The organism is Labrys sp. LIt4, assembly GCF_017813775.1.
Taxonomy (GTDB): Bacteria; Pseudomonadota; Alphaproteobacteria; order Rhizobiales; family Labraceae; genus Labrys; species Labrys okinawensis_A.
Genome location: NZ_JAGIPY010000008.1, coordinates 65592 through 87575, shown reverse-complemented (window position 1 = coordinate 87575; position 21984 = coordinate 65592). Strand labels below are relative to the sequence as shown.

The window sequence follows — 21984 nt, the reverse complement described above, 5'->3', positions numbered from 1 at the left end:
TCATTGCCGGTCTTCGTCGCGGCAATCCAGCAAAAGCCGCCGATCTCAATCCATCGAAATCTTGCCGCCGCGCAGCGATTTGACGTTGGAGCGACGCGATTTCGACTCGAGCCGCCGCGCTTTGGCGGCCTTGGAAGGCTTGGTTGCCTTGCGGGGCGGCGGGGGCGGCGTGGCGGCCTCGCGCAGCAGCGCAACAAGTCTCTCGCGGGCATCTTCGCGATTGCGCTCCTGGGTGCGGAAACGCTGGGCGAGGATGACGACAACCCCCTCCTGCGTCAGCTTGCGCCCGGCGAGCTTCTGAGCGCGGATGGCGACATCGTTCGGCAGCGAGGGCGAGGTGCGGATGTCGAAACGCAATTGCACCGCCGTCGACAACTTGTTGACGTTCTGTCCGCCGGGACCGGAGGAGCGAACGAAATCTTCGATGATTTCGCGCTCGTCGATGGACAAACTGGGGGTAATTTCAATCATGAGGCCTGCATAGCGCATGACTTTGGGCCATGCCGCTAAATTCTGCGGATAAGTTCACGAATTGTTCTTGTATTTTCAGAACCCCTCCTTCAATTTGCGAGCCAAAGCGCCTATCTCAGCCCGAAAGCCCACAGGATCGTCCGTATGTCTGGCCGCCCCACCTCCGGCAGCGCTGTTCCATCGCCTGCCGATCGCCGCTTCATTACCGTACGCGGCGCTCGCGAGCACAATCTCAAAAATGTCGATCTCGAAATCCCGCGCGACAAGCTGGTGGTGTTCACCGGCCTTTCCGGCTCGGGCAAGTCATCGCTCGCCTTCGACACCATCTATGCGGAGGGGCAGCGGCGCTATGTCGAGAGCCTGTCGGCCTATGCGCGTCAATTCCTCGAAATGATGCAGAAGCCGGACGTCGACCAGATCGACGGCCTGTCGCCCGCCATCTCGATCGAGCAGAAGACCACCTCGCGCAATCCGCGCTCGACGGTGGCAACGGTCACCGAGATCTACGACTATATGCGCCTGCTCTGGGCCCGCATCGGCATCCCCTATTCGCCGGCGACGGGACTGCCGATCGAAAGCCAGACGGTCAGCCAGATGGTGGACCGCGTCATGGCCATGCCGGAGGGCACCCGCCTGTTCCTGCTCGCCCCTGTCGTACGCGGGCGCAAGGGCGAATACCGCAAGGAACTCGCCGACTTCCTCAAGCGCGGCTTCCAGCGCGTCAAGATCGACGGCACCTTCTATGAGATCGCCGACGCTCCTGCCCTCGACAAGAAGCTCAAGCATGATCTCGACGTGGTGGTCGACCGTATCGTGGTGCGCGCCGACATCGCCAGCCGCCTGGCCGACTCCTTCGAGACGGCCCTCGAACTTGCCGACGGCATTGCCGTGGTCGAACTGGCCGACCAGAAGGAGGCCGACGGCTCGCCCAAGCGCGTGATGTTCAGCCAGAAATTCGCCTGCCCCGTTTCGGGCTTCACCATTCCGGAGATCGAGCCGCGGCTGTTTTCCTTCAACAATCCCTTCGGCGCCTGTCCGTCCTGTGATGGTATCGGCACCGAGATGACGGTCGATCCCGTCCTGGTGGTACCCGACGAAACGCTGTCGCTGCGCAAGGGCGCACTGGCGCCCTGGGCGAAATCGACCAGCCCCTATTACAGCCAGACGGTCGACGCGCTCGCCAAGCATTACAAATTCGGCGTGACCACGCCCTGGAAGGACCTGCCGGAAAAGGTACAGCAGGTGTTCCTCTACGGCTCGGGCGAGGAACAGATCGTATTTTCCTTCGATGACGGCCTGCGTTCCTACGAGACCCGCAAGGCCTTCGAGGGCGTGGTGACCAATCTGGAGCGGCGCTGGAAGGAGACCGATTCCGAGCAGGCCCGCGAGGATATTTCGCGCTTCATGGCGAATACGCCCTGCAAGGCCTGCGCCGGTTTCCGCCTCAAGCCGGAGTCGCTGGCGGTCAAGGTCACGCACAAGCATATCGGCGAGATCTCGGCAATGTCGGTGCGCCAGGCCCAACACTGGTTCGAAGCGCTGCCCGCCGAACTCAGCGCCAAGCAGAACGAGATCGCCGTCCGCATCCTCAAGGAGATTCGCGAGCGCCTGCGCTTCCTGGTCGATGTCGGCCTGGATTACCTGACGCTGGCCCGCAATTCCGGAACCCTGTCGGGCGGCGAGAGCCAGCGCATCCGCCTCGCCTCTCAGATCGGATCTGGTCTCAGCGGCGTGCTCTATGTGTTGGACGAACCCTCCATCGGCCTGCATCAGCGCGACAATGAACGCCTGCTCGAAACGCTGCGGCGCCTGCGCGAGCTCGGCAACACCGTGATCGTCGTCGAGCATGACGAAGACGCCATCCTGCAGGCCGATCATGTCGTCGATGTCGGCCCCGGCGCCGGCGTGCATGGCGGGCGCATCGTGGCCCAGGGCACGCCTTCGGAGGTGATGGCCAATCCGGCGTCCCTTACCGGCAAATATCTGACCGGTGAACTCTCGGTCCCCATGCCGGCCGAACGCCGCCGGCGCCAGAAAGGCAAGGCTCTGAAGCTCACGGGCGCCCGCGGCAACAATCTCAAGGATGTCTCGGTCGAGATCCCGCTCGGCCTGTTCACCTGCGTCACCGGCGTATCGGGCGGCGGCAAGTCGACCCTGCTGATCGATACCATCTACAAGGCCGTTGCCCGCAAGCTGAACGGCGCGCTGGAGCACCCCGCACCCTATGACAAGCTCGACGGCCTGGAACTGATCGACAAGGTCATCGATATCGACCAGTCGCCGATCGGCCGCACGCCGCGCTCGAATCCGGCGACCTATACCGGTGCCTTCACGCCCATCCGGGAATGGTTCGCCGGCCTGCCCGAAGCAAAGGCGCGCGGCTATCTGCCGGGACGTTTCTCCTTCAACGTCAAGGGCGGGCGCTGCGAGGCCTGCCAGGGCGACGGCGTCATCAAGATCGAGATGCACTTCCTGCCCGACGTCTATGTCACCTGCGACGTCTGCAAGGGCAAGCGCTACGGCCGCGAGACGCTGGACGTGCGCTTCAAGAACAAGTCGATCGCCGACGTGCTCGACATGACCGTCGACGAAGGGGCCGAATTCTTCAAAGCCGTGCCGACCATCCGCAACACCATGGAAACACTGGCGCGGGTAGGCCTGGGCTATGTCAAGGTCGGCCAGCAGGCGACCACCCTGTCGGGCGGCGAGGCCCAGCGCGTGAAGCTCTCCAAGGAATTGTCGCGTCGTTCCACCGGGCGAACGCTCTACATCCTCGACGAGCCGACCACCGGGCTGCATTTCCACGACGTCGCCAAGCTCCTGGAAGTGCTGCATGAGCTGGTCGAACAGGGCAACACCGTGGTGGTGATCGAGCATAATCTCGAAGTCATCAAGACGGCCGACTGGGTCATCGACATGGGGCCGGAAGGCGGCGACGGCGGTGGCGAGGTGGTTGCCGAAGGCACGCCGGAGGCGATCGTCCGCGAACCGCGCTCCCATACCGGGCGCTTCCTGCGCGAGGTGATGGAGCGTCGCCCCCAAGGGCGCCGGGGTGAAGCCGCGGAATAGCTTGCCTGGAAGGCGGGCCCCTCGCCCGTGAGCCTTGGCGGCAGCGCGGGCTTGGAGGGTCGATCTCCAGATCGACCCTCTTGAACATGCCGGGCGAGGAAACTCTGCCAGGAGCGCCGCCAACGATCCCGGGCTGCCGGCTGCGCGCCGCCTTCCGTTGCCAATCTCCCCTCGCAGCAAAACCATTGCCAAGCGGGCGTTTTGACGGCTAACGCTATAGCCATACATATATAACGAGTCGGCACAGCCGTTCCGTTTCCGGGAGATGCACATGCTCAGGGTCCTGCTCGCCTCTTGCCTGCTCTTCGGCGGCGCCGCCGCCCGGGCTGACGAGGTGGTGCTCTATGGCGCCGGCAGCCTGCGTGCGGTGTTGAGCGACATCGTGCAGGATTTCAGCCGGAAGAGCGGCATCAAGGTGCGCACCGACTTCGGTCCTTCGGGCCTGATGCGGGAAAAGATCGAGCAGGGCGACAAAGTCGACATCCTGGCCTCGGCGGACATGGCCAGTCCCGTCAAATTGCAGAAGGATGGCTTGGCGAGTGCCGTCGTCATGTTCACCCGCAACCGGCTTTGCGCCTTCGCCCTCCCGGAAGCCAGGCTCTCCGGCGCCAATTTTGCCGAACGCCTGCTCGATCCAGCCGTGAAGCTCGGCACGTCGACGCCCAAGGCCGACCCCGGCGGCGACTACACCTGGGCGATGTTCCAGCTGATCGACAAGCGAAACCCGGGCGCCTTCGTCAAGCTGGAAGCCAAGGCCAAGAAAATCGTCGGGGGCTCGGCCGCCCCCATTCAAGCCGGGGAAGATCCGATTGCCGACGCTTTCAAGTCCGGCCAGATCAATGTGATGATGGGCTATTGCAGCGGCGCGGCTCAGCGCAAGGCAGCCACACCCAAGCTGGATGTCGTCGAGGTTCCTGAAGCCTATGAGACCGGCCCCGAATATGGCCTGGCTCTGGCGCGCACCGACAATGCCGCTGCGGTGGCGCTGATGCTAGCGATTCTCTCGCCGCAAGGTCAGGCCACTTTCGGCAGATACGGTTTCGCGCCAGTCGGCCTGCCGACTCGCCCCTGAACGAAGCGACACAACCGACGTCGGCATCCGCTGCCCTGCACTGTCTATCGGCTTGCGTGATGGGCGAGCGCCCTGGGCGACGTATGTCTCGGCGGGTTCCATCGGAAATCGCGTGCGGACATTCCCGGCGGCTCCCCGCCACAGATGGCGCCAATGAACCAGGATGGCACGCAGGCGCCCCGTCACCGGTCTGCGCAGGGGCGCTGCCGCCAGCAGGATAAGGGCCCCTAGCAACAGGCTCGTACGCCCCTTCGTGACGCGCCCCGACCGGCCGATGGCGGAGAATGGTGTGGCCCGCAGCCAGGGTACGCGAAACAGCGCGAGAATGGCGTGAATATCGTCCTCATAAAGACGCCCGTCGGCAAAGCCGTTGGCGCTCTTGTTGCCGCCCACCGGCTCGGTATGCCGAACCGGGAATTCGTCGATCACGGCAAAATCGCGCGGGTCTTCCGCCACAAGGTTGCACCAGATGAGGTCGATGCCGCTTTCATATCCCAGGGCATAAAGCGGCGCGATCCGTTCGAGAATGTCGTGCCGGAAGACCGGGCACATCATCTCCACGAAATTGACATAGCGCAGAGCATATCGCTTCTGCTGCAGCAGGCAGGCATAGGTGAAATGGCTATCCCAGGTCAGCGCCGGCTGCGCGATCTTGAGATTGTACTCATCGCAGCGTGAAAAAATCCCGTTGATGCAAGCGGGAGACGCCTCGATATCGTCGTCGAAAAAACATATATATTTATACCGAGCCAGAAAATCAGCGTGCTCGCGCAAGAAACCAGCATAACCTGCGACTTTGCTGCCCCCGCGATATTCGAGATAGACACCGTCCTCGCGAATTTCGGGCAAGTTGGTGTCGTAGCTGCTGAGGAAGACGTCGTAATTTCTTTCCACGCCGGCGGCCAACCACTGGGCATGAAGACTCTTCGGCCCGATCCGCGCGACCAGCAGATATTTTCGGTCGCTTTTCTCCGGGCCATCTCCTGAACCGTTCGTCGTCATTGCTCCAGTCTCCCGCTAACCTTCCAAGGGTTCGGTGCACTTCGGCGTCACGTAAGCTCAGGACCCACCAAAAATAAATAAATGACTTCGAAACAAATAGGCTATGCAATATTTAGCAGGATTTACGCAATTTTATATTTGAATATATCTTTAATGTACGCGCCGTAAAACGCACCATAGATTTTTGATTATTCCTACTTTGTGGGCTCCCTATAGCATATCAGCACCTCAGGAAGCCAAGTCCAACTTTGGTGTATAGCGGTACTACTGGTGGGTAAGGCCTGCTAAGTCTCGACAGGCATTCCTGGGCGCAGATCAGCGCTGCTCCCTGCCAATTATGCCTAGCGGTATGATCATGTTTGTCTGGTGGTATTAGGCCGATACCACCACTTGTTTTTCAGGCGCTCAATCCCGAAATTTCGTAGGGACCAGGGCCTCAAGAGATATGCACAGCACGCATCACGTCAATTTCAAGGAAGCCGTTCTTGACGGTTTTCTGACAAAGGCGGCAATGCGGCATGCAAAAACCGCATGATTGTTGTGCAATGCAGCATCTACCTCGTTCGGCCAAAACCGGGCATATAGAGAATGTGAACGGCGTTGAGGAATTCGCTTCAACGCAGGTTCACAGAAGAGGAACCTTATCATGTTGTTCGCAGCTTTGATCGAACGTGTCCGCATCTGGCGCCGTGAGCGCGAGACGCTGGCCGAGCTCAGGCGCTTGAACGGACGCGATTTGGCCGACATCGGTATCAACCCTGCCGACGTTCGCGCAATCGCGCGTCAGGCCGCCCGCGCCTAATCTTGCAGGTAATGACCAATGGGCTGCATGGCTCATTGGTACAGTTTCGACGATCCGCCCGCGTGTCCATCTTTTGCAGTGGAAAGTCGTATCGCTTTTGCCAGCTGGTGGCATTCCGGCCGGCGATCGGGCTACGATGATATCGTGCCTAAGCGAAAAGTCGTAGGTGCCGTCTCGCAGGACCGAGGCCGAGCGCCAGATAGCCGCCCTTCCAGGGCGGCTTTTTATTGTGCCGGAGCTTCAATCGCGAAGCCCGATGGTCTAAAAGCCGGTCATGACCATCAGCCCCATTCATATCATCGGCGGCGGCCTCGCCGGTTCCGAAGCCGCCTGGCAGACCGCCCAGGCGGGTGTCCCCGTCATCCTCCATGAGATGCGCCCCGTGCAGCCGACCGAAGTCCACAAGACCACGGACTTCGCCGAGCTCGTCTGCTCCAATTCCTTTCGCTCGGACGACGCCGAGACCAATGCCGTGGGCCTGCTCCATGAGGAAATGCGCCGGCTGGACTCGGTGATCATGGCCTGCGCAGACATCCATAAAGTCCCGGCCGGCGGTGCCCTGGCAGTGGACCGGGACGGCTTTTCGGCCGCGGTGACGCAACGGCTGACGGCTCATCCCTTGATCGAGATCCGGCGCGAACATGTCGACGGCCTGCCGCCGGCTGATTGGGACAATGTCATCGTCGCGACCGGTCCCCTCACCTCCAAGCCGCTTGCCGATGCCATTGCTGCCCTCACCGGCGAAACTTCGCTCGCATTCTTCGATGCGATCGCACCGATCGTGCATCGCGAATCCATCAACATGGACATCGCCTGGTATCAGTCGCGCTACGACAAGCCGGGCCCTGGCGGTACCGGTGCCGACTATATCAACTGCCCCCTCAGCAAGGAGGAGTACGAAGCCTTTCTCGACGCCGTTCTTGCCGGCGACAAGACAAGCTTCAAGGAGTTCGAGGGCACGCCCTATTTCGATGGCTGCCTGCCGATCGAAGTCATGGCCGAGCGCGGCCGCGAAACCCTGCGCTTCGGACCGCTGAAGCCGGTCGGCCTCACCAACCCCCGCAATCCCGACGTCAAGCCTCACGCCATCGTGCAGTTGCGCCAGGACAATGCGCTCGGCACGCTCTACAACATGGTCGGTTTCCAGACGAAGCTGAAATATGCCGAACAGGTGCGTGTCTTCCGCCTGATTCCCGGGCTCGAAAATGCCGAATTCGCTCGTCTGGGCGGCCTGCATCGCAACACCTATCTGAATTCGCCGGTGCTGCTGGATTCGACGCTGCGCCTGAAAACGCAGCCGCGCCTGCGTTTTGCCGGCCAGATCACCGGATGCGAAGGCTATATCGAAAGTGCGAGCGTCGGCCTGATGACGGGCCGCTTCGCCGCGGCTGAACGCCTTGGCCGGCCCGTTACGATACCGCCGGCCACGACGGCTCTCGGCGCCCTGCTCAACCACATCACCGGCGGCCATCTCGTCAGCGAGGACGCAGGACCACGCTCCTTCCAGCCGATGAACGTCAATTTCGGCCTGTTCCCGCCTTTGGAACTCGCCCCCAAGGGGGAAGGCGGAAAGCGGCTGCGCGGCAGCGAAAAGGCCCTCGCCAAGAAAAAGGCAATGAGCGCCAGGGCCCTGGAAGCCCTGGAAGGCTGGAAGAAGGCGTCCGCAGGCGAGCATCTTCCGGCCTGAGCATCGCAGGTTGCCGAGGCGCTTGCCGTCCTGGACCAGGAAGCAGGATGGGCAGCGCCTCGATAAGGATGTAGCCTGCTTCCGGCTCCTGCCCGCCCCATATCATGGCAGGAACCGGAGATCCGATCGACGTTTCTAATCCCGCCTCGTCCTCTACGAACAGGATCCTGCCATGCCCCGCCTCCATGGCCTTGCGTCCGCCTTGGCCCTGCTTCTCGCCACCGGCCCGGCCTCGGCTGCCGACACCTCATCCGACGCCCCTGCTGCTGCGGCGACGCCCGACCTCGCCTCCATCCGGGCCCAGATCAAGGTGGAGGACTACAAAGCCGCCATAGCGGCCCTCCAACCCCTGGCCGACCAGGGCTCGAAAGATCCCGACGTCTACAATCTGCTCGGCTTCAGCCTGCGCAAGAGCGGAGACCGCAAGACCGCGCAAACCTTTTACGAGAAGGCGCTCGCCATCGATCCCAACCACAAGGGAGCCCTGGAATATCAGGGCGAGCTCTTCATTGAAAACGGCGATCTTCCCAAGGCCCAGCAAAATCTTGCGGCCCTGGTCAAGCTTTGCCCCCAGGGCTGCGAAGAGCGCGAAGACCTCGAGAAGGCGCTGGCACAGGCCGCCAAGTCGAAATAGTCAGTCCCGCCTGACCCGTTCGGGCCAGCGCCGATGCAATTCCCTTAAGCGCCTTCGAGTTTGCTCGAGCTTTGTCATTGCCGGGCTTGACCCGGCAATTCAGCCTGGGCCTCCGCGTTGCGCGGGGCAGCTTCCGAATAGTCAGGTCAAGCCCCACTATGACCATTCGGAACGCTTCCTTCCTACATGAGCTGCATTGGGTCTAACGCAGCTTGCGCGAGAAACGCCACAGATGCCATTGGCTGCGCCACTGCGGCAAGTCGGCTTCGTGGCGAAACCGGTCGAAACCAGGGCGTGCCATACGCCTGAGCAAAGGGTCGACCAGCCCGAGGCCGATATAGGCGGGCGCCACCGTGACGGGCGCGGCTGGCAGCAATTGCTCGGCCGTATCCAGATGATGCCGCGCCACCCCGGCGAGCTCGGCGAACATCGCACGCATCTCTTCGGTATTGCGCCCATTCAGCAGGTCCTCGCGAGCCATTCCGTGCTTGAGCACGAGATCGGCCGGCACGAAGATCTGCCCCCGCGCCGCATGCCGGGCGGCCTGTTTCATCAGGGAGGCGATGCCATAGGCCACACCGGCATGCCCGGCGAGATCGGCACTGCCGGGATCCCCGCCATCGGCAAGGATGAGGCTGGCCAGTCGAAACAGGCTGGAATAGGCCTCGCCGCAATAGCCCTCCAGATCGCCGATGCTCTGCAGCAGATCGTCATAGAGATCATGCGTATGGGCATCGATCAGGGTTGCGAGCGCGGAAACAGGCAAATGGTAGCGGTCCACGGCCGCGAGCAATTCGGAGGCAACGGGATGCCCCGATACATGTCCCCTCGCCTGCCCCTCCAGCAGGTCCCGCCACCATTGCAGGCGGACCTCGCCCGGTAGGGGCTCCGATACCATGTCCCGTATGCGCTCGATTTCGCTGTTGAAGGCGTAGAGCGCATTGAGGCCGCGCCGATGCTCGGCCGGCGCAAACAGATTGGCAAGCCAGCGATTGCGATCATGTTCGCGTAGCAGGCTCGCGCAATAGGCTTCGTTGCTCATGCTGACATTGGTATTGGCCAGGGAATTGGCCGGTCGATCGGCGCTCATGGCACGGCGATCAAGGCAGCAGCGACGCGCCGATCCTCGGCGAGCAAGACGTTCCAGGTGCGTGTGGCCGCGCCCGTCGGCATCGCATCGACGACGATCTTCAGATCGCGAAAACGCCAGCGTAGCGCCTCGGGAAAAAAAATAACATCGGGGCCGGTGCCGACAAGCAGAATCTCGATGGCATCGGCTTCCGCGAAGACCGGCTCGAAGGCCTGGACCGAGAACTCGGCCGCGCTCGTCACCGGCCAGGCATGCATGCCCGAAGGCAGGCAAAGAAGCGAGCCGCGATGCGACATTTCCGCAAAGCGGAAACCGCCGGTGCCATAGGCATCGATCGGCGCCACACGCGGCAGGAAGCGCCGTTCGCCTCCGGTCATGGCAGCTTACTCCGGCTTGTCGCCTCCGGCCGTCTCATGGCTGCCCGGACGCAGGCCCAGATAGATCAGGACGGGCGAGGCAATGAAGATCGAGGTGTAGGTACCGACCAGCACCACACCGAACAGCATGGTGGCGGTGAAGCTGTGAATGGCGTGGCCCCCGAACAGAAGCAGGGCGAGCAGCGCCAATGCCACGGTGACGTGGGTGATCACCGAGCGCGACAGCGTGGCGTTGATCGATTCGTCCAAGAGCTCATCCATCGGCTTCTTCTTGTACTTGCGCAGGAGCTCGCGGATACGGTCGTAGATCACCACCGTGTCGTTGAGCGAATAGCCGAGAATGGTCAGCAGCGCGGCGACGCTGGTGAGGTCGAAATCGATCTGCGTCAGCGACATGAAGCCGATGGTCAGCACGATATCGTGCACGTTGGCGATCATGGCGCCGACGGCGAATTGCCAGTCGAAGCGGAACCACAGATAGATCAGAATGCCCAGAATGGCGACGAAAATGCCGACTGTGCCGACCGTCACCAGTTCCTGCGAAACGCTCGGACCGATGATCTGGATCTGGTCGTCCTTGCCGGAAATATAGTCGGGCGCAAGGGTCTGCTTGACCTTCTCAGCTACCGCATTCTGCTCCGCGTCGCCGCCCGGCTGCAGGGCGATGCGCATGAGCACCTGCCCCTTATCGCCGAAACTCTGGATCTGGACCTCGCCCAGCCCGAGCGGGGCCAGCTTGTCGCGAATGGCCTGCACATCGGCCTGCCCCGATTGAGCCGTGACGCCAAGGGCGATGCCGCCCTTGAAATCGATGCCGTAATTCAGGCCATGGGTAAAGAAGAGCACCAGAGCCAGGATCGACAGCACAGCCGAAATCGGAAAGCTGATACGCCGGAACCGAATGAAGCCGAAGCTGGTGTTGTCGGGAACAATGCGAAGATGGCGCACCGCGCTCACTCCATCAATCTATCAAATCGGGATGGAACGAGGCTTGACCCCGCGATACCACCAGGAAACCAACAGGCGCGTGACCGTGAAGGCAGTGAACACCGTGGTGATGATGCCGATTCCCAGCGTCACCGCGAAGCCCTTCACGGCGCCGGTGCCGACGAAATACAGCACGGCAGCGGCAATGAAGGTGGTGATGTTGGAATCGAGAATGGTCGCCAAAGCTCGGGCAAAGCCGGCATCGAGCGACATCAGCACGGTTCGTCCGGCCCGAACCTCCTCCCGTATGCGCTCATAGATCAGCACGTTGGAATCAACCGCGATGCCGACCGTCAGCACGATGCCGGCGATACCCGGCAAGGTCAGTGTCGCACCGAGCAGGGATAGAATGCCGAAGATCATGCCGACATTGAGGGCCACGGCGATCGAGGCGATGATGCCGAACAGGCCATAGCTGGCAATCATGAAGCCGACGACCAAAAGAGAGCCGACCAGGGCCGCCATCTCACCGGCACGAATGGCCGCCTGCCCGAGGCCCGGGCCGACCGTCTGCTCCTGAATCACCGTCATCGGCGCGGGCAAGGCGCCCGACCGCAGCAGCAGCGCCAGATCCTGCGCCTGCTGCGTCGTGAAGCTGCCGGAGATTTGGCCCGAACCGCCAGTGATCGGTTCGCGAATGACGGGCGCCGACAACACCTTGCCATCGAGCACGATGGCGAAAGGCTTGTTGACATTCTCCGTCGTGACACGGCCGAACTGGCGAGCGCCATTGGTGTTGAAGCGGAAGGAGACCACGGGCTCGCGCGTATTCTGGTCGAAGCTCGCCTGGGCGTCGGTCAGTTCGTCGCCGGCGACCATCACCTGGTCTTCGATCAGATAGTTCTGGCCTCCGTCCGCCGACGGCAGAACCGTGGAGCCCACGGGCGGCCGCGTGCGCATGGCCTGGTCCACAGGCATGCTCAGGTCGACCAGCCGGAACTCGAGCTTGGCCGTCTGGCCCAACAGATTCTTGAAGCGATCAGGGTCTTCCAGCCCTGGCAACTGCACCACGATGCGATCTTCGCCCTGGCGCTGAATGATCGGCTCGACCACACCGGTCTGGTTGACGCGATTACCGACGATCTCCACCGAACGCTGGACGATGCGGGTCATGCGGTCACGCAGGCCTTCATCGGTCAGTGCCACGCTGACCTGCCCCGGCGTCGAGGATGTGATGGTCGCGGTGCGGTTGCCGGTGCCGAAGAGATTACCGTCGGCGGGGTTGCCCAGCACCTGCAGCAGCTGAACGGCCTTTTCGGTGTCGGCCGGATTGGGCAGCGTCACCAGGATGCCGCGCCCCTGCAGGGCGGCCTGGCTGCGGATCTTGTTGTCGTTCAGGATCTGGCGCGCCTGCGAGCGCAGGCTGGCGACCTGTTCCTTGATCACCGCATTCCTGTCGATCTCGAGCAGGAAGTAGGAACCGCCCTGAAGATCGAGCCCGAGCGTCAGCGTCTTGTGCGGCAGCCAGGACGGCATCGCCTTGACCCAGCTGGCCGGCATCAGATTGGGTGCGGCGAGCCATAGACCGATCAGCAAGGTGAGAAGAACCGAAGCCGTCTTGGCGGGAGAAAAGTGCAGCATAGCGGAGCAATTCCGAGCCTTGACAGGCCATTCTCAGGACAGTCGGGAGATGAAGAACCGCGCCGACCCTATCCTGAGTCTCTTATCGTGTCTTGTGATCGAAACCAAAGAAGGGCGTTACCCCTGCAGGCCTCAGGCAGCTTCGGTCTTCTTCACCGGCTCGGTCTTGGAGCGGACGGTGACCACCATCTCGCGGATGACCTTCACGCGGACTCCTTCGGCGATTTCGGCCTCGATCTCGGACTCGCCTTCGACCGCCTTGGTGACCTTGCCGATCATCCCGCCCGACATCACGATGGTATCGCCACGACGGATTGCCTTGAGCAGAGCGGCCTGTTCCTTCGCCTTGCGCTGCTGAGGGCGGATCAGCAGGAAATAGAAGATCACGAACATCGCGATCGGCAGCAGCAGCGTGCCGCCGAGACTGGAGAACAGGTCGCCGCCGCCCTGGGCTGCCTGGGCAAAGGCTGGTGTCGTGAACATGGGATCGCCTCTCAAGAGAAGCGGCCGGGACAGCCCAGCCGCGAATTCGCGCGGAATATAGTGAACCAGCCACCGAAAGCAAACAGAACGCCACTTTCGCCTAGCACATGACGAAAAATTCATGGCTAACGATGTGGGAAACCGTCCGTTCGGCTATCACGGCCTTTCGTCACGGACCAAGCGCCGGCGGGGAATCGCGCTCCCTGCGTCAAGGGAGCAGCCGGCTGGTCACGCCCCTGCCACGATCGGCGTCCGCCGGCGCCAGCCGTTTTGCGGCCGGTATCAAGCCTCGTCTGAGGGCGGGCGCGGCATGGCGCCGCTTTTCAGCGCCCCGCCGGCGCGTTAGAGACGAAGAGCCCCGAAATTCATTTCATCTGGTTGCCATGACAAACGTTTCATCCAGCGAATTGCCGCAATTGCTCGCCCGCATCGCCGAAGCGCTGGAGCGGCTGGCGCCGCCCGCCGCCATCAAGGCCGACTTCGATGCCGCCGAGGCCTTCATCTGGCAGGCCAGCGAAAAATATCTGCAACCCGTGCCGAAGGTGAACAGGGTTGCCATGCCGCTGCTCAAGGGCATCGACCTGGTGCGCGATCTCCTGGTCGACAATACCGAGCGCTTCGCCCGCGGGCTGCCTGCCAACAACGCCTTGCTCTGGGGGGCCCGCGGCATGGGCAAGTCGTCGCTGGTGAAGGCCTCCCATGCCGACATCAACGCCAAGGTGGGCGGCATCCTGAAGCTGATCGAGATCCATCGCGAGGACATCGACAGCCTGCCCGAACTGATGAACCTCACCCGTCGGGCTCCCTATCGCTTCATCGTGTTCTGCGATGATCTCTCCTTCGACAGCGACGACACCTCCTACAAATCACTCAAGGCGGCGCTGGAGGGGGGCGTCGAAGGGCGTCCGGACAATCTCATCTTCTACGCAACCTCGAACCGTCGTCACCTGATGCCCCGCGATATGATCGACAATGAGCGATCGACGGCGATCAATCCCGGCGAGGCGGTGGAAGAAAAAGTGTCGCTCTCCGATCGTTTCGGCCTGTGGCTCGGCTTCCATCGCTGCAGCCAGGACGATTATCTCGACATGGTCTATGGCTATGCCGATCATTTTGGCCTCGATCTCGATCGCGACACCATGCGGGCCGAGGCCCTCGAATGGGCGACGACCCGCGGCGCCCGCTCCGGCCGTACGGCCTGGCAATATGTGCAGGATCTCGCAGGCCGACTGGGCAAGACCCTGAACTGAACGGCTTCCTTCGGCGTAATGAAAAGTGGCCCGACATCACTGCCGGGCCACTCGAGCTGCTTCGGGGTCTCGCGGAGAAGCAGATTTCGTTATCAGGTGCCGGAAAGATAGCGGGTCGGATCGACCGGCGCTGCACCTTTGCGGACTTCGAACAGCACCTGCGGCGAGGTCACGTTGCCGGTCTGGCCCGCTGTCGCGATCGTCTGGCCTCGCCGGACGGTTTCGCCCTTCTTGACGTCGAGCTGCTTGGCATGGCCATAAGCCGTGACATAGCCGTTGGCATGGCGGATGAGGATCAGATTGCCATAGCCTTTCAGTTCGTTGCCGGCATAGGCGACGACGCCATCCTCGGCAGCCTTCACCTCGGTTCCTTCCGGCACGGAAATATTGATGCCGTCGCTGTTGCGGCCGAAGCTCTGGATGATGCGCCCCTTCACCGGCCAGCGGAACTCCGGGCTGCCCGGAGTGGCGGCATTGGCGTCCTTCGGCAGTTCCGCAGCAGGAGCAGCCGGCAGCTGCGCGCTCGCGGCGGGCGGGATCGTTCCCGTCGCGACCGGCGCAGGCTGGCTGGCTTCGGCAGGCTTGACCGACTTGGCGGCTGCCACCTGAGCGGGCTTGCTGACCGGCACCTTCTGCTTGGCTGCCGCCAGCTTCTCGGCCTTGAGCTTGCTCGTTTTGACCGCATCGGCCGGCTTGGCAGCCGCCACCTGGGCAGGCTTGGCCTTGACCTCGGCCGGAGCAACCCTCGCCGTCTGAACCGGCTTGACGGCAACCGGCTTGACGGTCGCGGTTTTGACGGTCTGCCCATGCGGCGCGGCTACCTGCATAGCCTCGGCGGCAATCGACTTCTGCGTCTTCGTGGTCTTCACCGGAGCCGGGGCGGCTGCACGTGCTGTTTGCACCGGCTTGGGCGCTGCCACAGGCCGCGGCTGCACGGCCGCGGCGACCGGCACGTCACGCGGCGGACGGTTGTCAACGACAGCTTCGGCCGCCGGTGCCGGCGCAGCGGCGTGGGCGGTTCCGCGTACGACCAGTTTCTGGCCGATTTTGACGCTCATCCATTCATCGATACCGTTCTCCTTGGCCAGACGCGGACGCGTCGTGCCATAGGCCTTGGCGATCGACGTCAGCGTCTCGCCCGGCTTGACGACGTGGACGCCGGAGGCAGCAGCGACAGGAGCCGGCTTCGGCTTGGCGCCCGCTGCCGGCGTGGTGGCGACAGGGCGAACCTTGACCTCGCCAACGCTACCCCGCGACGTTTCAGGCGCATCGCCGGGATAAGGCTGGTCGGTATTCGCGGCCACCGTCGTCACCGCGGCATTGCCATTCTGGGCCGCATTGTAGACGGGAATGATGACTTGCTGTCCCGGTGTCAGCGAACGGGAAGTCAGGCCATTGACCTTCATGATCGCATCGGAGGGCACGCCGTAGCGGTTGGAGAGCGTGTTGACGGTCTCTCCCGCGGCAGCGGTGACCGGCGTTCCGCCCGTGGCGGTCCAGCCACCGGCCTTGAAGCCACCGATCTGCGGCGCTGGCGTCGAGATCGCGCCGGTCACGATCGGCTGCTCTCCGCGCGCCAGGCGATATTGCGTGGAGGGCGTGCTGCGCTGCGCCACGGCGCCGACCGGCGGCAGAGGCTGCGAGGCAACCACACCCGCCGCGGGCACGGTGTTGACGGCGTAGCCGGAGTTGTCATAGCGCGGCCTCGCCTTGGAAGGCTGGGGCTGGGCGTAGGCCAACTGGTTGTCGCTCGAGGTGAACGGATTGGAGAAGGGATTCTCGGCGAACCTCGATGTGTCGCTGCAGCTTGCTGCGAGGCCTGCCACCAGGGCGATCACGGCGACGCGCGACAAGTGGCGCGAACGGATCAATTCGATCGGAAAACGCATAGGACGCTCACACCCACGCTTGAGAAGAAGATGGGGTGATTAAGCCTCTATTGGGGTAAACAACGCCTTAAGAGCCGGACTCAATTTGGACAGAATTTGGAAAAGGGGCCCGGTTGCACGGGGGCGTACAGGCTGCCCTGCGCGCGCCTCATCCCATTGAGATCGCTTTACTTTTCAGCCTAGAACTTCACGCTCCAACCTGTGTCCCGGCAGGAGTTCACAATCGAGGGACAGGATCGCTCCCGCCTCAGGCGTTAAAGCTACGCCGCGCCGGCATGCGCAGGGAATCGGCATCACCGGCGCGACTCACGAAGGGCGTCAGAGTGTCCATTCCAGACGGAGATTCTCGGCGCTGCGAATGCCGCCATGGCCCTCGACCTTCAGCTTGCCGACGAGCCTGGCCTGCGGAACACGACTGATGAGCGCCGCCAACCCTTCTTCCAGTTCGGCTTTTGCCAGGGCCTCCCCCAGACAGCGATGGGCGCCGCCGCCGAAAACATAATGCCAGCGCGTGTGATCGGTCCGCCTTATGTCGAATCGGTCGGGCTCGCCGAACACATCGGGATCGCGCAGAGCCGACATGGTGGAGAGCATCAGCAGCGACCCCGGCGCCAATGTGTGGCCGCCGATCTCGATGTCCTCCAGCACCAGCCGAGGCAGCGACGCCACCGAGGGCTCGAATCGCAGAGCTTCGGAAACCGCACCGGGAATGAGGCTGGGGTCGTCGCACACAGCCTGCCACTGTTCGCGATGCTCGAGCAGAAGCGCGGTCTGGATCGCCATCGAGGCCCGCGTGGTATCGCTGCCGCCCAGCACCACGATGATGATCTGCATGATCGCCTCGAGGGGCGTCATCTCGGGATTCTCATCAATGGCGGCGATATAGTCGGACAGGAAATCACCGCGAGGGTTCTGACGGCGTTCCGCGACCAGCTCATACATGTAGTCCGTCATCTGACGGCAGGCATCCTCGAGCTCAGGAATGTCCTTTTCTGTCCAGGACGTGCCTAGGCTGCGGGCAATGATATAGATCCAGCGCGCGAATTTCGGAATGTCGGCCTCGGGCATCCCGAGAATGGCAGCGACAGTATGGGCCGGAATGATTGCGGAATAGTCCTCGAACAGGTCCATCCCGCCAGCCTCGTAATGCCGGTCGATCAGTTTCTCCGCCATGGCCCGCACTTTGGGGCGGACCTCGGCGACCATCTTGAAGGCGAAGGTTCGCGCCATCGGCCCGCGACGCCTCTTATGAGCGGCCCCGTTCGAAAGCAGCATGCATTTGTCATAGAAGTCGAAGAGCGGCCCGGAGGTGACCCCTCTCAGCTGCAGGAGTTCCGTTTCGATCTGGCGCGTACGCTCGTCGGTGGTGAGGCTGACGACATCCTTGGCGCGCAAGATAAAAAGCGGGCCGTCGTCCCGTCGGATGAAAGGCGTCTCCGGTCGAAATTTGCGGAACAGGGCATGCGTGTCCTGGTCCAGTTCGGCAATGCTGAATGTTGGAATATCTGAATAGAATTGTTGTGCTGCCTGTTCGGTCATCTCAAATCCCCCAACCGACGTGCTGTTAGACCGATCGGCCAGGAGCGATCTTGAAATCAGACCTGGGCTGCCAATCCCGCGCCGTCGGAAACGCCGCATACTGCACGGGATGGCGGTATCCCGCCATCCCTCCGCGACCTGAATTTGCTGCGATCCACCAGGGCCGATACTTCGCCGTCGCACCGACAACCCGGCGACCGAAGTCTAGTCGGCACGAAAGACTGAACTGTCTTGCAATAATTGCGTCGACGGGACGAAAAACCGGGCCGGCCCTAGATTCGGCAGAGGCTCAAAGCCGGTCGGCCACGCCCAGAATCATGGACGCGGCGCGGATATCCATCAGGGGCGTATGGTGGAAGCCGTCGGCGTCGCGCACGATCATGGTCAATTGCTGCTCTTCGCCCGGCGGACCGATAGGCGCGATCATGCGCCCTCCCAGGGCCAACTGATCCAGTAGCTCTTCGGGTACCTCGCTCATCGCCGCCGTGGTGACGATACGATCGAAGGGCGCCTGCTGTCGCCAGCCGGAACTGCCATCGGCCACCATCATGGTGACGTTGAGAATGGTGACGGCCCTCAGCCTCTCCTCGGCCTCGGTGACCAGGGTGCGCCAGCGGTCGAGCGTGAGGACACGCTTGGCGAGGCGTCCGAGCACCGCCGTCAGATAGCCCGAGCCCGTGCCGATCTCCAGCACGCGGTGCAGCGGTTCGACATCCAAGCGTTCGGCGATGGTGGCTGCGAGCACTGGAGGGGTGATGGTCTGGCCGCACTGGATGGGAAGACTGAGATCGCGCCAGGCGAACTCGGCGAACTCCGGCAGCACGAAGACCGGGCGCGGCAAGGTGGAAACGGCATTCAGCACCTTCTGGTCCGTCAACCCGTGACGGCGCAGGCGCAGGATGAAGGCCATCATCTCCTGCGCATGTTCGTCGTCGGGATTCACAAAGGGCTCATAGTCCGTCATGTTGTCCGTCATGATGTCGGTCTTGGCACCGTTTAAAAGGCATCCGAAAGGCGTTTCAAAGCCGGCACGTCCGTCAGGTTGAGATGAAGGGGCGTGACGGAAATGCGCTTGTTGAAGAGAGCGTCCAGATCCGTACCTTCAAGCCGGGGCGGCGTTTCACGGCGCGGCGCCAGCCAGTAATAGGGGCCGCCGCGAAAATCCTGTCGCTCGACCACGTCCACCAGGGCGGCGTCGCGCTGTCCCTGCGTGGTCACGGCAATTCCTGCGACTTCGTCGGGCTCGCAATTGGGAAAATTGACGTTGAACAAGGTTCCCTTGGCGAAACCATGGGCCAGGAGCTTGCGGATCACGCCGGGTGCATGCTGTTCGGCACAATCCCAACGCATGCCGTCCCTCCCCCCGATGCCATAGGCCTGGCTGAGCGCGATCGAGGGAATCCCGAGAACGGTACCTTCCATGGCAGCAGCCACCGTGCCGGAATAGGTGACGTCTTCGGCGATGTTCTGGCCGCGATTGACGCCGGACAGCACCAGATCCGGCTGCTTGCCCTTGAGCAGATGCTGCACGCCCATCAGCACGCAATCGGTCGGCGTCCCGCTGACCGCATAGCGCTGTTCCTCGATCTGGCGCAGGCGCAACGGCGTGCTGAGCGAAAGGGAATGGGAAACGCCGGACTGGTCGGTTTCGGGCGCTACGACGATCACGTCGTCACTCAGGCTGCGTGCGATCTTCTCAAGCGAAACCAGGCCGGGCGCGTGGATGCCATCATCGTTGGTAATCAGAACTCGCATCCGCCGTCCGTCCTTGCTCGCTGAGTCCACGCCAGTGTGCCACAGGAAAAGGAGCTCCGGCGAGAGTTTGTCTTACACAATCCCCTGCCGCTGCAAAAATCCTTGCAGAAACAAATGATTGCTGCGCCCTTCCTGATTCTGGAATCAGGAAGGGGCGCGGCAAGATAAGCAGAGGCGGGGCTTATTGTCTTTCGATCCGGCGCAGGCCGCCCATATAGGGAACCAGAACATCCGGAACGGTGATGGAACCGTCCTCATTCTGGTAATTTTCCATCACGGCCACGAGCGCACGGCCGACCGCCACGCCCGATCCGTTCAGCGTATGCACGAAACGAGGGGCGCCTCCGGATTTCGGGCGGGTGCGCGCGTTCATGCGGCGCGCCTGGAAGTCGCCACAGACCGAGCAGGAGGAGATTTCGCGGAACAGCCCCTGTCCCGGCAGCCAGACTTCGATGTCATAGGTCTTCTGCGAGGCAAAGCCCATGTCGCCGGTGCACAGCGTCATCACCCGGTAATGCAGATCCAGCCCCTTCAGTACGGCTTCGGCACAGGCGAGCATGCGTTCGTGCTCGGCCCGGCTCTGTTCGGGCGTGGTGATCGAGACGAGTTCGACCTTCTGGAACTGGTGCTGACGGATCATGCCCCGAGTATCGCGCCCCGCCGCGCCGGCTTCGGCCCGGAAGCAGTGGGTCAGCGCGGTGTAGCGCAGCGGCAGCTCCTCCTCGGCGGTGATGGCGTCGCGCACGAGATTGGTCAGCGAGACCTCGGCCGTCGGAATCAGCCAGAAGTCGCCGGGCTGTACGCGGAACTGATCCTCGGCGAATTTCGGCAGTTGGGCGGTGCCGATCATGGCATCGTCGCGCACCAGCAAGGGCGCAGCGACCTCCGTATAGCCGTGCTCGCCGGTATGCTTGTCGATGAAATACTGACCGATCGCCCGCTCGAGCCGGGCCAGGCTCTTCTGCAACACCACGAAGCGGGAGCCGGAGAGCTTGGCGGCAATCTCGAAATCCATCAGGCCGAGCGCCTCACCCAGTTCGAAATGCTCCTTGGGGGCGAAGGTATAGGCCCGCGCCACGCCATGGCGGTGGTGTTCGACATTACCGTGTTCGTCGGCGCCGGTGGGAACCTCGTCGAGCGGCAGGTTCGGAATCGAGATGAGCTGGTCGTAGAGAGCCTTGTCGGCGAGCCGCAACGCTTCCTCGTCAGCCGGCATCGAGGCCTTGAGAGCATTGACCTCGGCCATAAGCGCCTGTGCCCTGGCTTCGTCCTTGGCCTGCTTGGCAGCGCCGATCTCCTTGGAAGCGGCGTTACGGCGCTCCTGGGAAGCTTGCAGCCTCGCGACGAGCGCACGGCGGCTCTCGTCGAGCTCGAGTATGGTGGCGGCCAGCGGCTCGAGCCCTCTGCGAACCCGGCCTTGGTCGAAGAGACCCGAGTTCTCGCGGATCCACTTCACATCATACATCAGATCAACTCCAGAACGGACGTCAGGACACCGACGGGCTATTCCGAAGTCTGAGCATCGCTTTCCGCGCGCTTCTTCTCAACCCACCGGACCGAATAGATCGAGAGTTCGTAAAGGAGCACGCCCGGCACGGCAAGCGCGATCATGCTCCAGGGGTCGGGCGGCGCCAGAACGGCCGAGATCGCTGTGACGATGACGATGGCATAACGCCGTTTTTCCTTGAGGAAGGTGGAATCGACCACCCCGATCCGCCCCAGTAGCGTCAACACCACCGGCAGTTGGAACACCAGCCCGAAGGCGAAGATCAGGTTCATCAGCAAGGAAAGATAGCCATCCACCGTCGCCAGCAATTCGATGGTAGCGATCCCACTGCCGCCGATCTGCTGCATGCTCAGCGCGAAATGCATCACCGCCGGCATGGCCAGGAAATAGACCAGCAACCCGCCGAGGAAGAAGAACAGAGGCGTGGCGATCAGATAGGGCACGAAGATGTTTCGCTCGTGCCGGTAGAGACCGGGCGCGATGAACCGGTAGACCTGAATGGCGAAGAAGGGAAAGCCGATGAAGGCGGCGGTGAAAAAGGCCACGCGGATCTGGGTGAACAGAAAATCCAGCGGGTGAGTATAGATCAACTTCACCTGGCCGGCAGGATAGCTCGACGCAGCCCATTCGTAGGGCCAGAGGAGAAAATTGTAGATCGTTTTAGAAATCGCGAAAGCGCCGATGAACAGGACGATGAACGCAATGCCGGATTTCATCAGGCGCGAGCGCAACTCGATGAGGTGGTCGAGAAGCGGCGCCTTGGAGGCGTCAATGTCGTCTTCGGTCATC

General features: G+C 62.4%; 19 protein-coding genes. 6 read left to right on the top strand and 13 right to left on the bottom strand.

Going from position 1 to position 21984, the window contains the following annotated elements:
* Positions 1–45 precede the first annotated feature (45 nt).
* The gene (gene arfB / locus J8I29_RS16360; protein WP_209432462.1) at positions 46–471 is read right to left on the bottom strand and encodes an alternative ribosome rescue aminoacyl-tRNA hydrolase ArfB; all 426 of its coding nucleotides are present in this window, start codon (positions 469–471) and stop codon (positions 46–48) included.
* 144 nt (positions 472–615) lie between these two features.
* Here arfB and uvrA point away from each other — a divergent pair, with 144 nt between their 5' ends.
* Positions 616–3540, top strand: a complete 2925-nt coding sequence (gene uvrA / locus J8I29_RS16355; RefSeq protein WP_209432461.1) for an excinuclease ABC subunit UvrA — start codon at positions 616–618, stop codon at positions 3538–3540.
* A 271-nt stretch (positions 3541–3811) separates the two neighbouring features.
* Positions 3812–4612 carry an extracellular solute-binding protein gene (locus J8I29_RS16350; RefSeq protein ID WP_209432460.1) on the top strand — a complete coding sequence of 267 codons (801 nt, stop codon included), beginning with the start codon at positions 3812–3814 and terminating at the stop codon, positions 4610–4612.
* Here J8I29_RS16350 and J8I29_RS16345 read toward each other — a convergent pair.
* Positions 4532–5614, bottom strand: coding sequence for a hypothetical protein (locus tag J8I29_RS16345; protein ID WP_209432459.1), 1083 nt, complete (start codon positions 5612–5614; stop codon positions 4532–4534). The genes J8I29_RS16350 and J8I29_RS16345 overlap by 81 nt on opposite strands.
* 646 nt (positions 5615–6260) lie before the next feature.
* Between J8I29_RS16345 and J8I29_RS16340 the strand changes: the two genes are divergently transcribed.
* From J8I29_RS16340 to J8I29_RS16330, 3 genes are all read left to right on the top strand, one after another.
* Entirely contained in the window at positions 6261–6416 is a 156-nt protein-coding gene (locus J8I29_RS16340; RefSeq protein ID WP_082979542.1) for a DUF1127 domain-containing protein, read from the top strand.
* A gap of 274 nt (positions 6417–6690) precedes the next feature.
* Positions 6691–8103 carry a methylenetetrahydrofolate--tRNA-(uracil(54)-C(5))-methyltransferase (FADH(2)-oxidizing) TrmFO gene (gene trmFO / locus J8I29_RS16335; RefSeq protein WP_105864502.1) on the top strand — a complete coding sequence of 471 codons (1413 nt, stop codon included), beginning with the start codon at positions 6691–6693 and terminating at the stop codon, positions 8101–8103.
* Positions 8104–8275: 172 nt separating this feature from the next.
* Positions 8276–8737 carry a tetratricopeptide repeat protein gene (locus tag J8I29_RS16330; RefSeq protein WP_209432458.1) on the top strand — a complete coding sequence of 154 codons (462 nt, stop codon included), beginning with the start codon at positions 8276–8278 and terminating at the stop codon, positions 8735–8737.
* 202 nt (positions 8738–8939) lie between these two features.
* Here J8I29_RS16330 and J8I29_RS16325 read toward each other — a convergent pair whose 3' ends face one another.
* The 5 genes from J8I29_RS16325 to yajC all read right to left on the bottom strand — a co-directional run bounded on the left by J8I29_RS16325 (position 8940) and on the right by yajC (position 13255).
* Complete coding sequence (locus tag J8I29_RS16325) at positions 8940–9827, bottom strand: phytoene/squalene synthase family protein (RefSeq protein WP_245197069.1); 888 nt, start codon at positions 9825–9827, stop codon at positions 8940–8942.
* Positions 9824–10204 carry an MTH938/NDUFAF3 family protein gene (locus J8I29_RS16320; RefSeq protein WP_209432457.1) on the bottom strand — a complete coding sequence of 127 codons (381 nt, stop codon included), beginning with the start codon at positions 10202–10204 and terminating at the stop codon, positions 9824–9826. The genes J8I29_RS16325 and J8I29_RS16320 overlap by 4 nt, the downstream gene beginning before the upstream one ends.
* Positions 10205–10210: 6 nt before the next feature.
* Complete coding sequence (gene secF, locus J8I29_RS16315; protein ID WP_245443527.1) at positions 10211–11152, bottom strand: protein translocase subunit SecF; 942 nt, start codon at positions 11150–11152, stop codon at positions 10211–10213.
* A gap of 21 nt (positions 11153–11173) precedes the next feature.
* A complete protein-coding gene (gene secD, locus J8I29_RS16310) occupies positions 11174–12772 on the bottom strand; it encodes a protein translocase subunit SecD (protein WP_105864506.1) in 1599 nt (532 codons plus the stop codon).
* Positions 12773–12904: 132 nt separating this feature from the next.
* Complete coding sequence (gene yajC / locus J8I29_RS16305) at positions 12905–13255, bottom strand: preprotein translocase subunit YajC (RefSeq protein WP_105864507.1); 351 nt, start codon at positions 13253–13255, stop codon at positions 12905–12907.
* A gap of 383 nt (positions 13256–13638) precedes the next feature.
* On the opposite strand from yajC, the gene J8I29_RS16300 reads away from it, so the two are divergent.
* On the top strand, positions 13639–14505 hold the full coding sequence (locus J8I29_RS16300; RefSeq protein ID WP_105864508.1) for an ATP-binding protein: 867 nt from the start codon (positions 13639–13641) through the stop codon (positions 14503–14505).
* 92 nt (positions 14506–14597) lie between these two features.
* On the opposite strand, the gene J8I29_RS16295 is transcribed toward J8I29_RS16300, so the two are convergent.
* The 6 genes from J8I29_RS16295 to tatC form a co-directional block, all read right to left on the bottom strand.
* Positions 14598–16394, bottom strand: coding sequence for a peptidoglycan DD-metalloendopeptidase family protein (locus J8I29_RS16295; RefSeq protein WP_209432456.1), 1797 nt, complete (start codon positions 16392–16394; stop codon positions 14598–14600).
* A 318-nt stretch (positions 16395–16712) separates the two neighbouring features.
* On the bottom strand, positions 16713–17933 hold the full coding sequence (locus J8I29_RS16290) for a cytochrome P450 (protein WP_209432455.1): 1221 nt from the start codon (positions 17931–17933) through the stop codon (positions 16713–16715).
* 289 nt (positions 17934–18222) lie between these two features.
* Complete coding sequence (locus J8I29_RS16285; RefSeq protein WP_209432454.1) at positions 18223–18909, bottom strand: protein-L-isoaspartate(D-aspartate) O-methyltransferase; 687 nt, start codon at positions 18907–18909, stop codon at positions 18223–18225.
* A gap of 20 nt (positions 18910–18929) precedes the next feature.
* Entirely contained in the window at positions 18930–19688 is a 759-nt protein-coding gene (gene surE, locus J8I29_RS16280) for a 5'/3'-nucleotidase SurE (protein WP_105864512.1), read from the bottom strand.
* A gap of 181 nt (positions 19689–19869) precedes the next feature.
* Entirely contained in the window at positions 19870–21153 is a 1284-nt protein-coding gene (gene serS, locus J8I29_RS16275) for a serine--tRNA ligase (RefSeq protein WP_105864513.1), read from the bottom strand.
* 38 nt (positions 21154–21191) lie between these two features.
* Positions 21192–21983 (bottom strand): twin-arginine translocase subunit TatC, encoded by a 792-nt coding sequence (tatC, locus tag J8I29_RS16270; RefSeq protein WP_209432453.1) that lies wholly within the window; start codon positions 21981–21983, stop codon positions 21192–21194.
* Position 21984 lies beyond the last annotated feature (1 nt).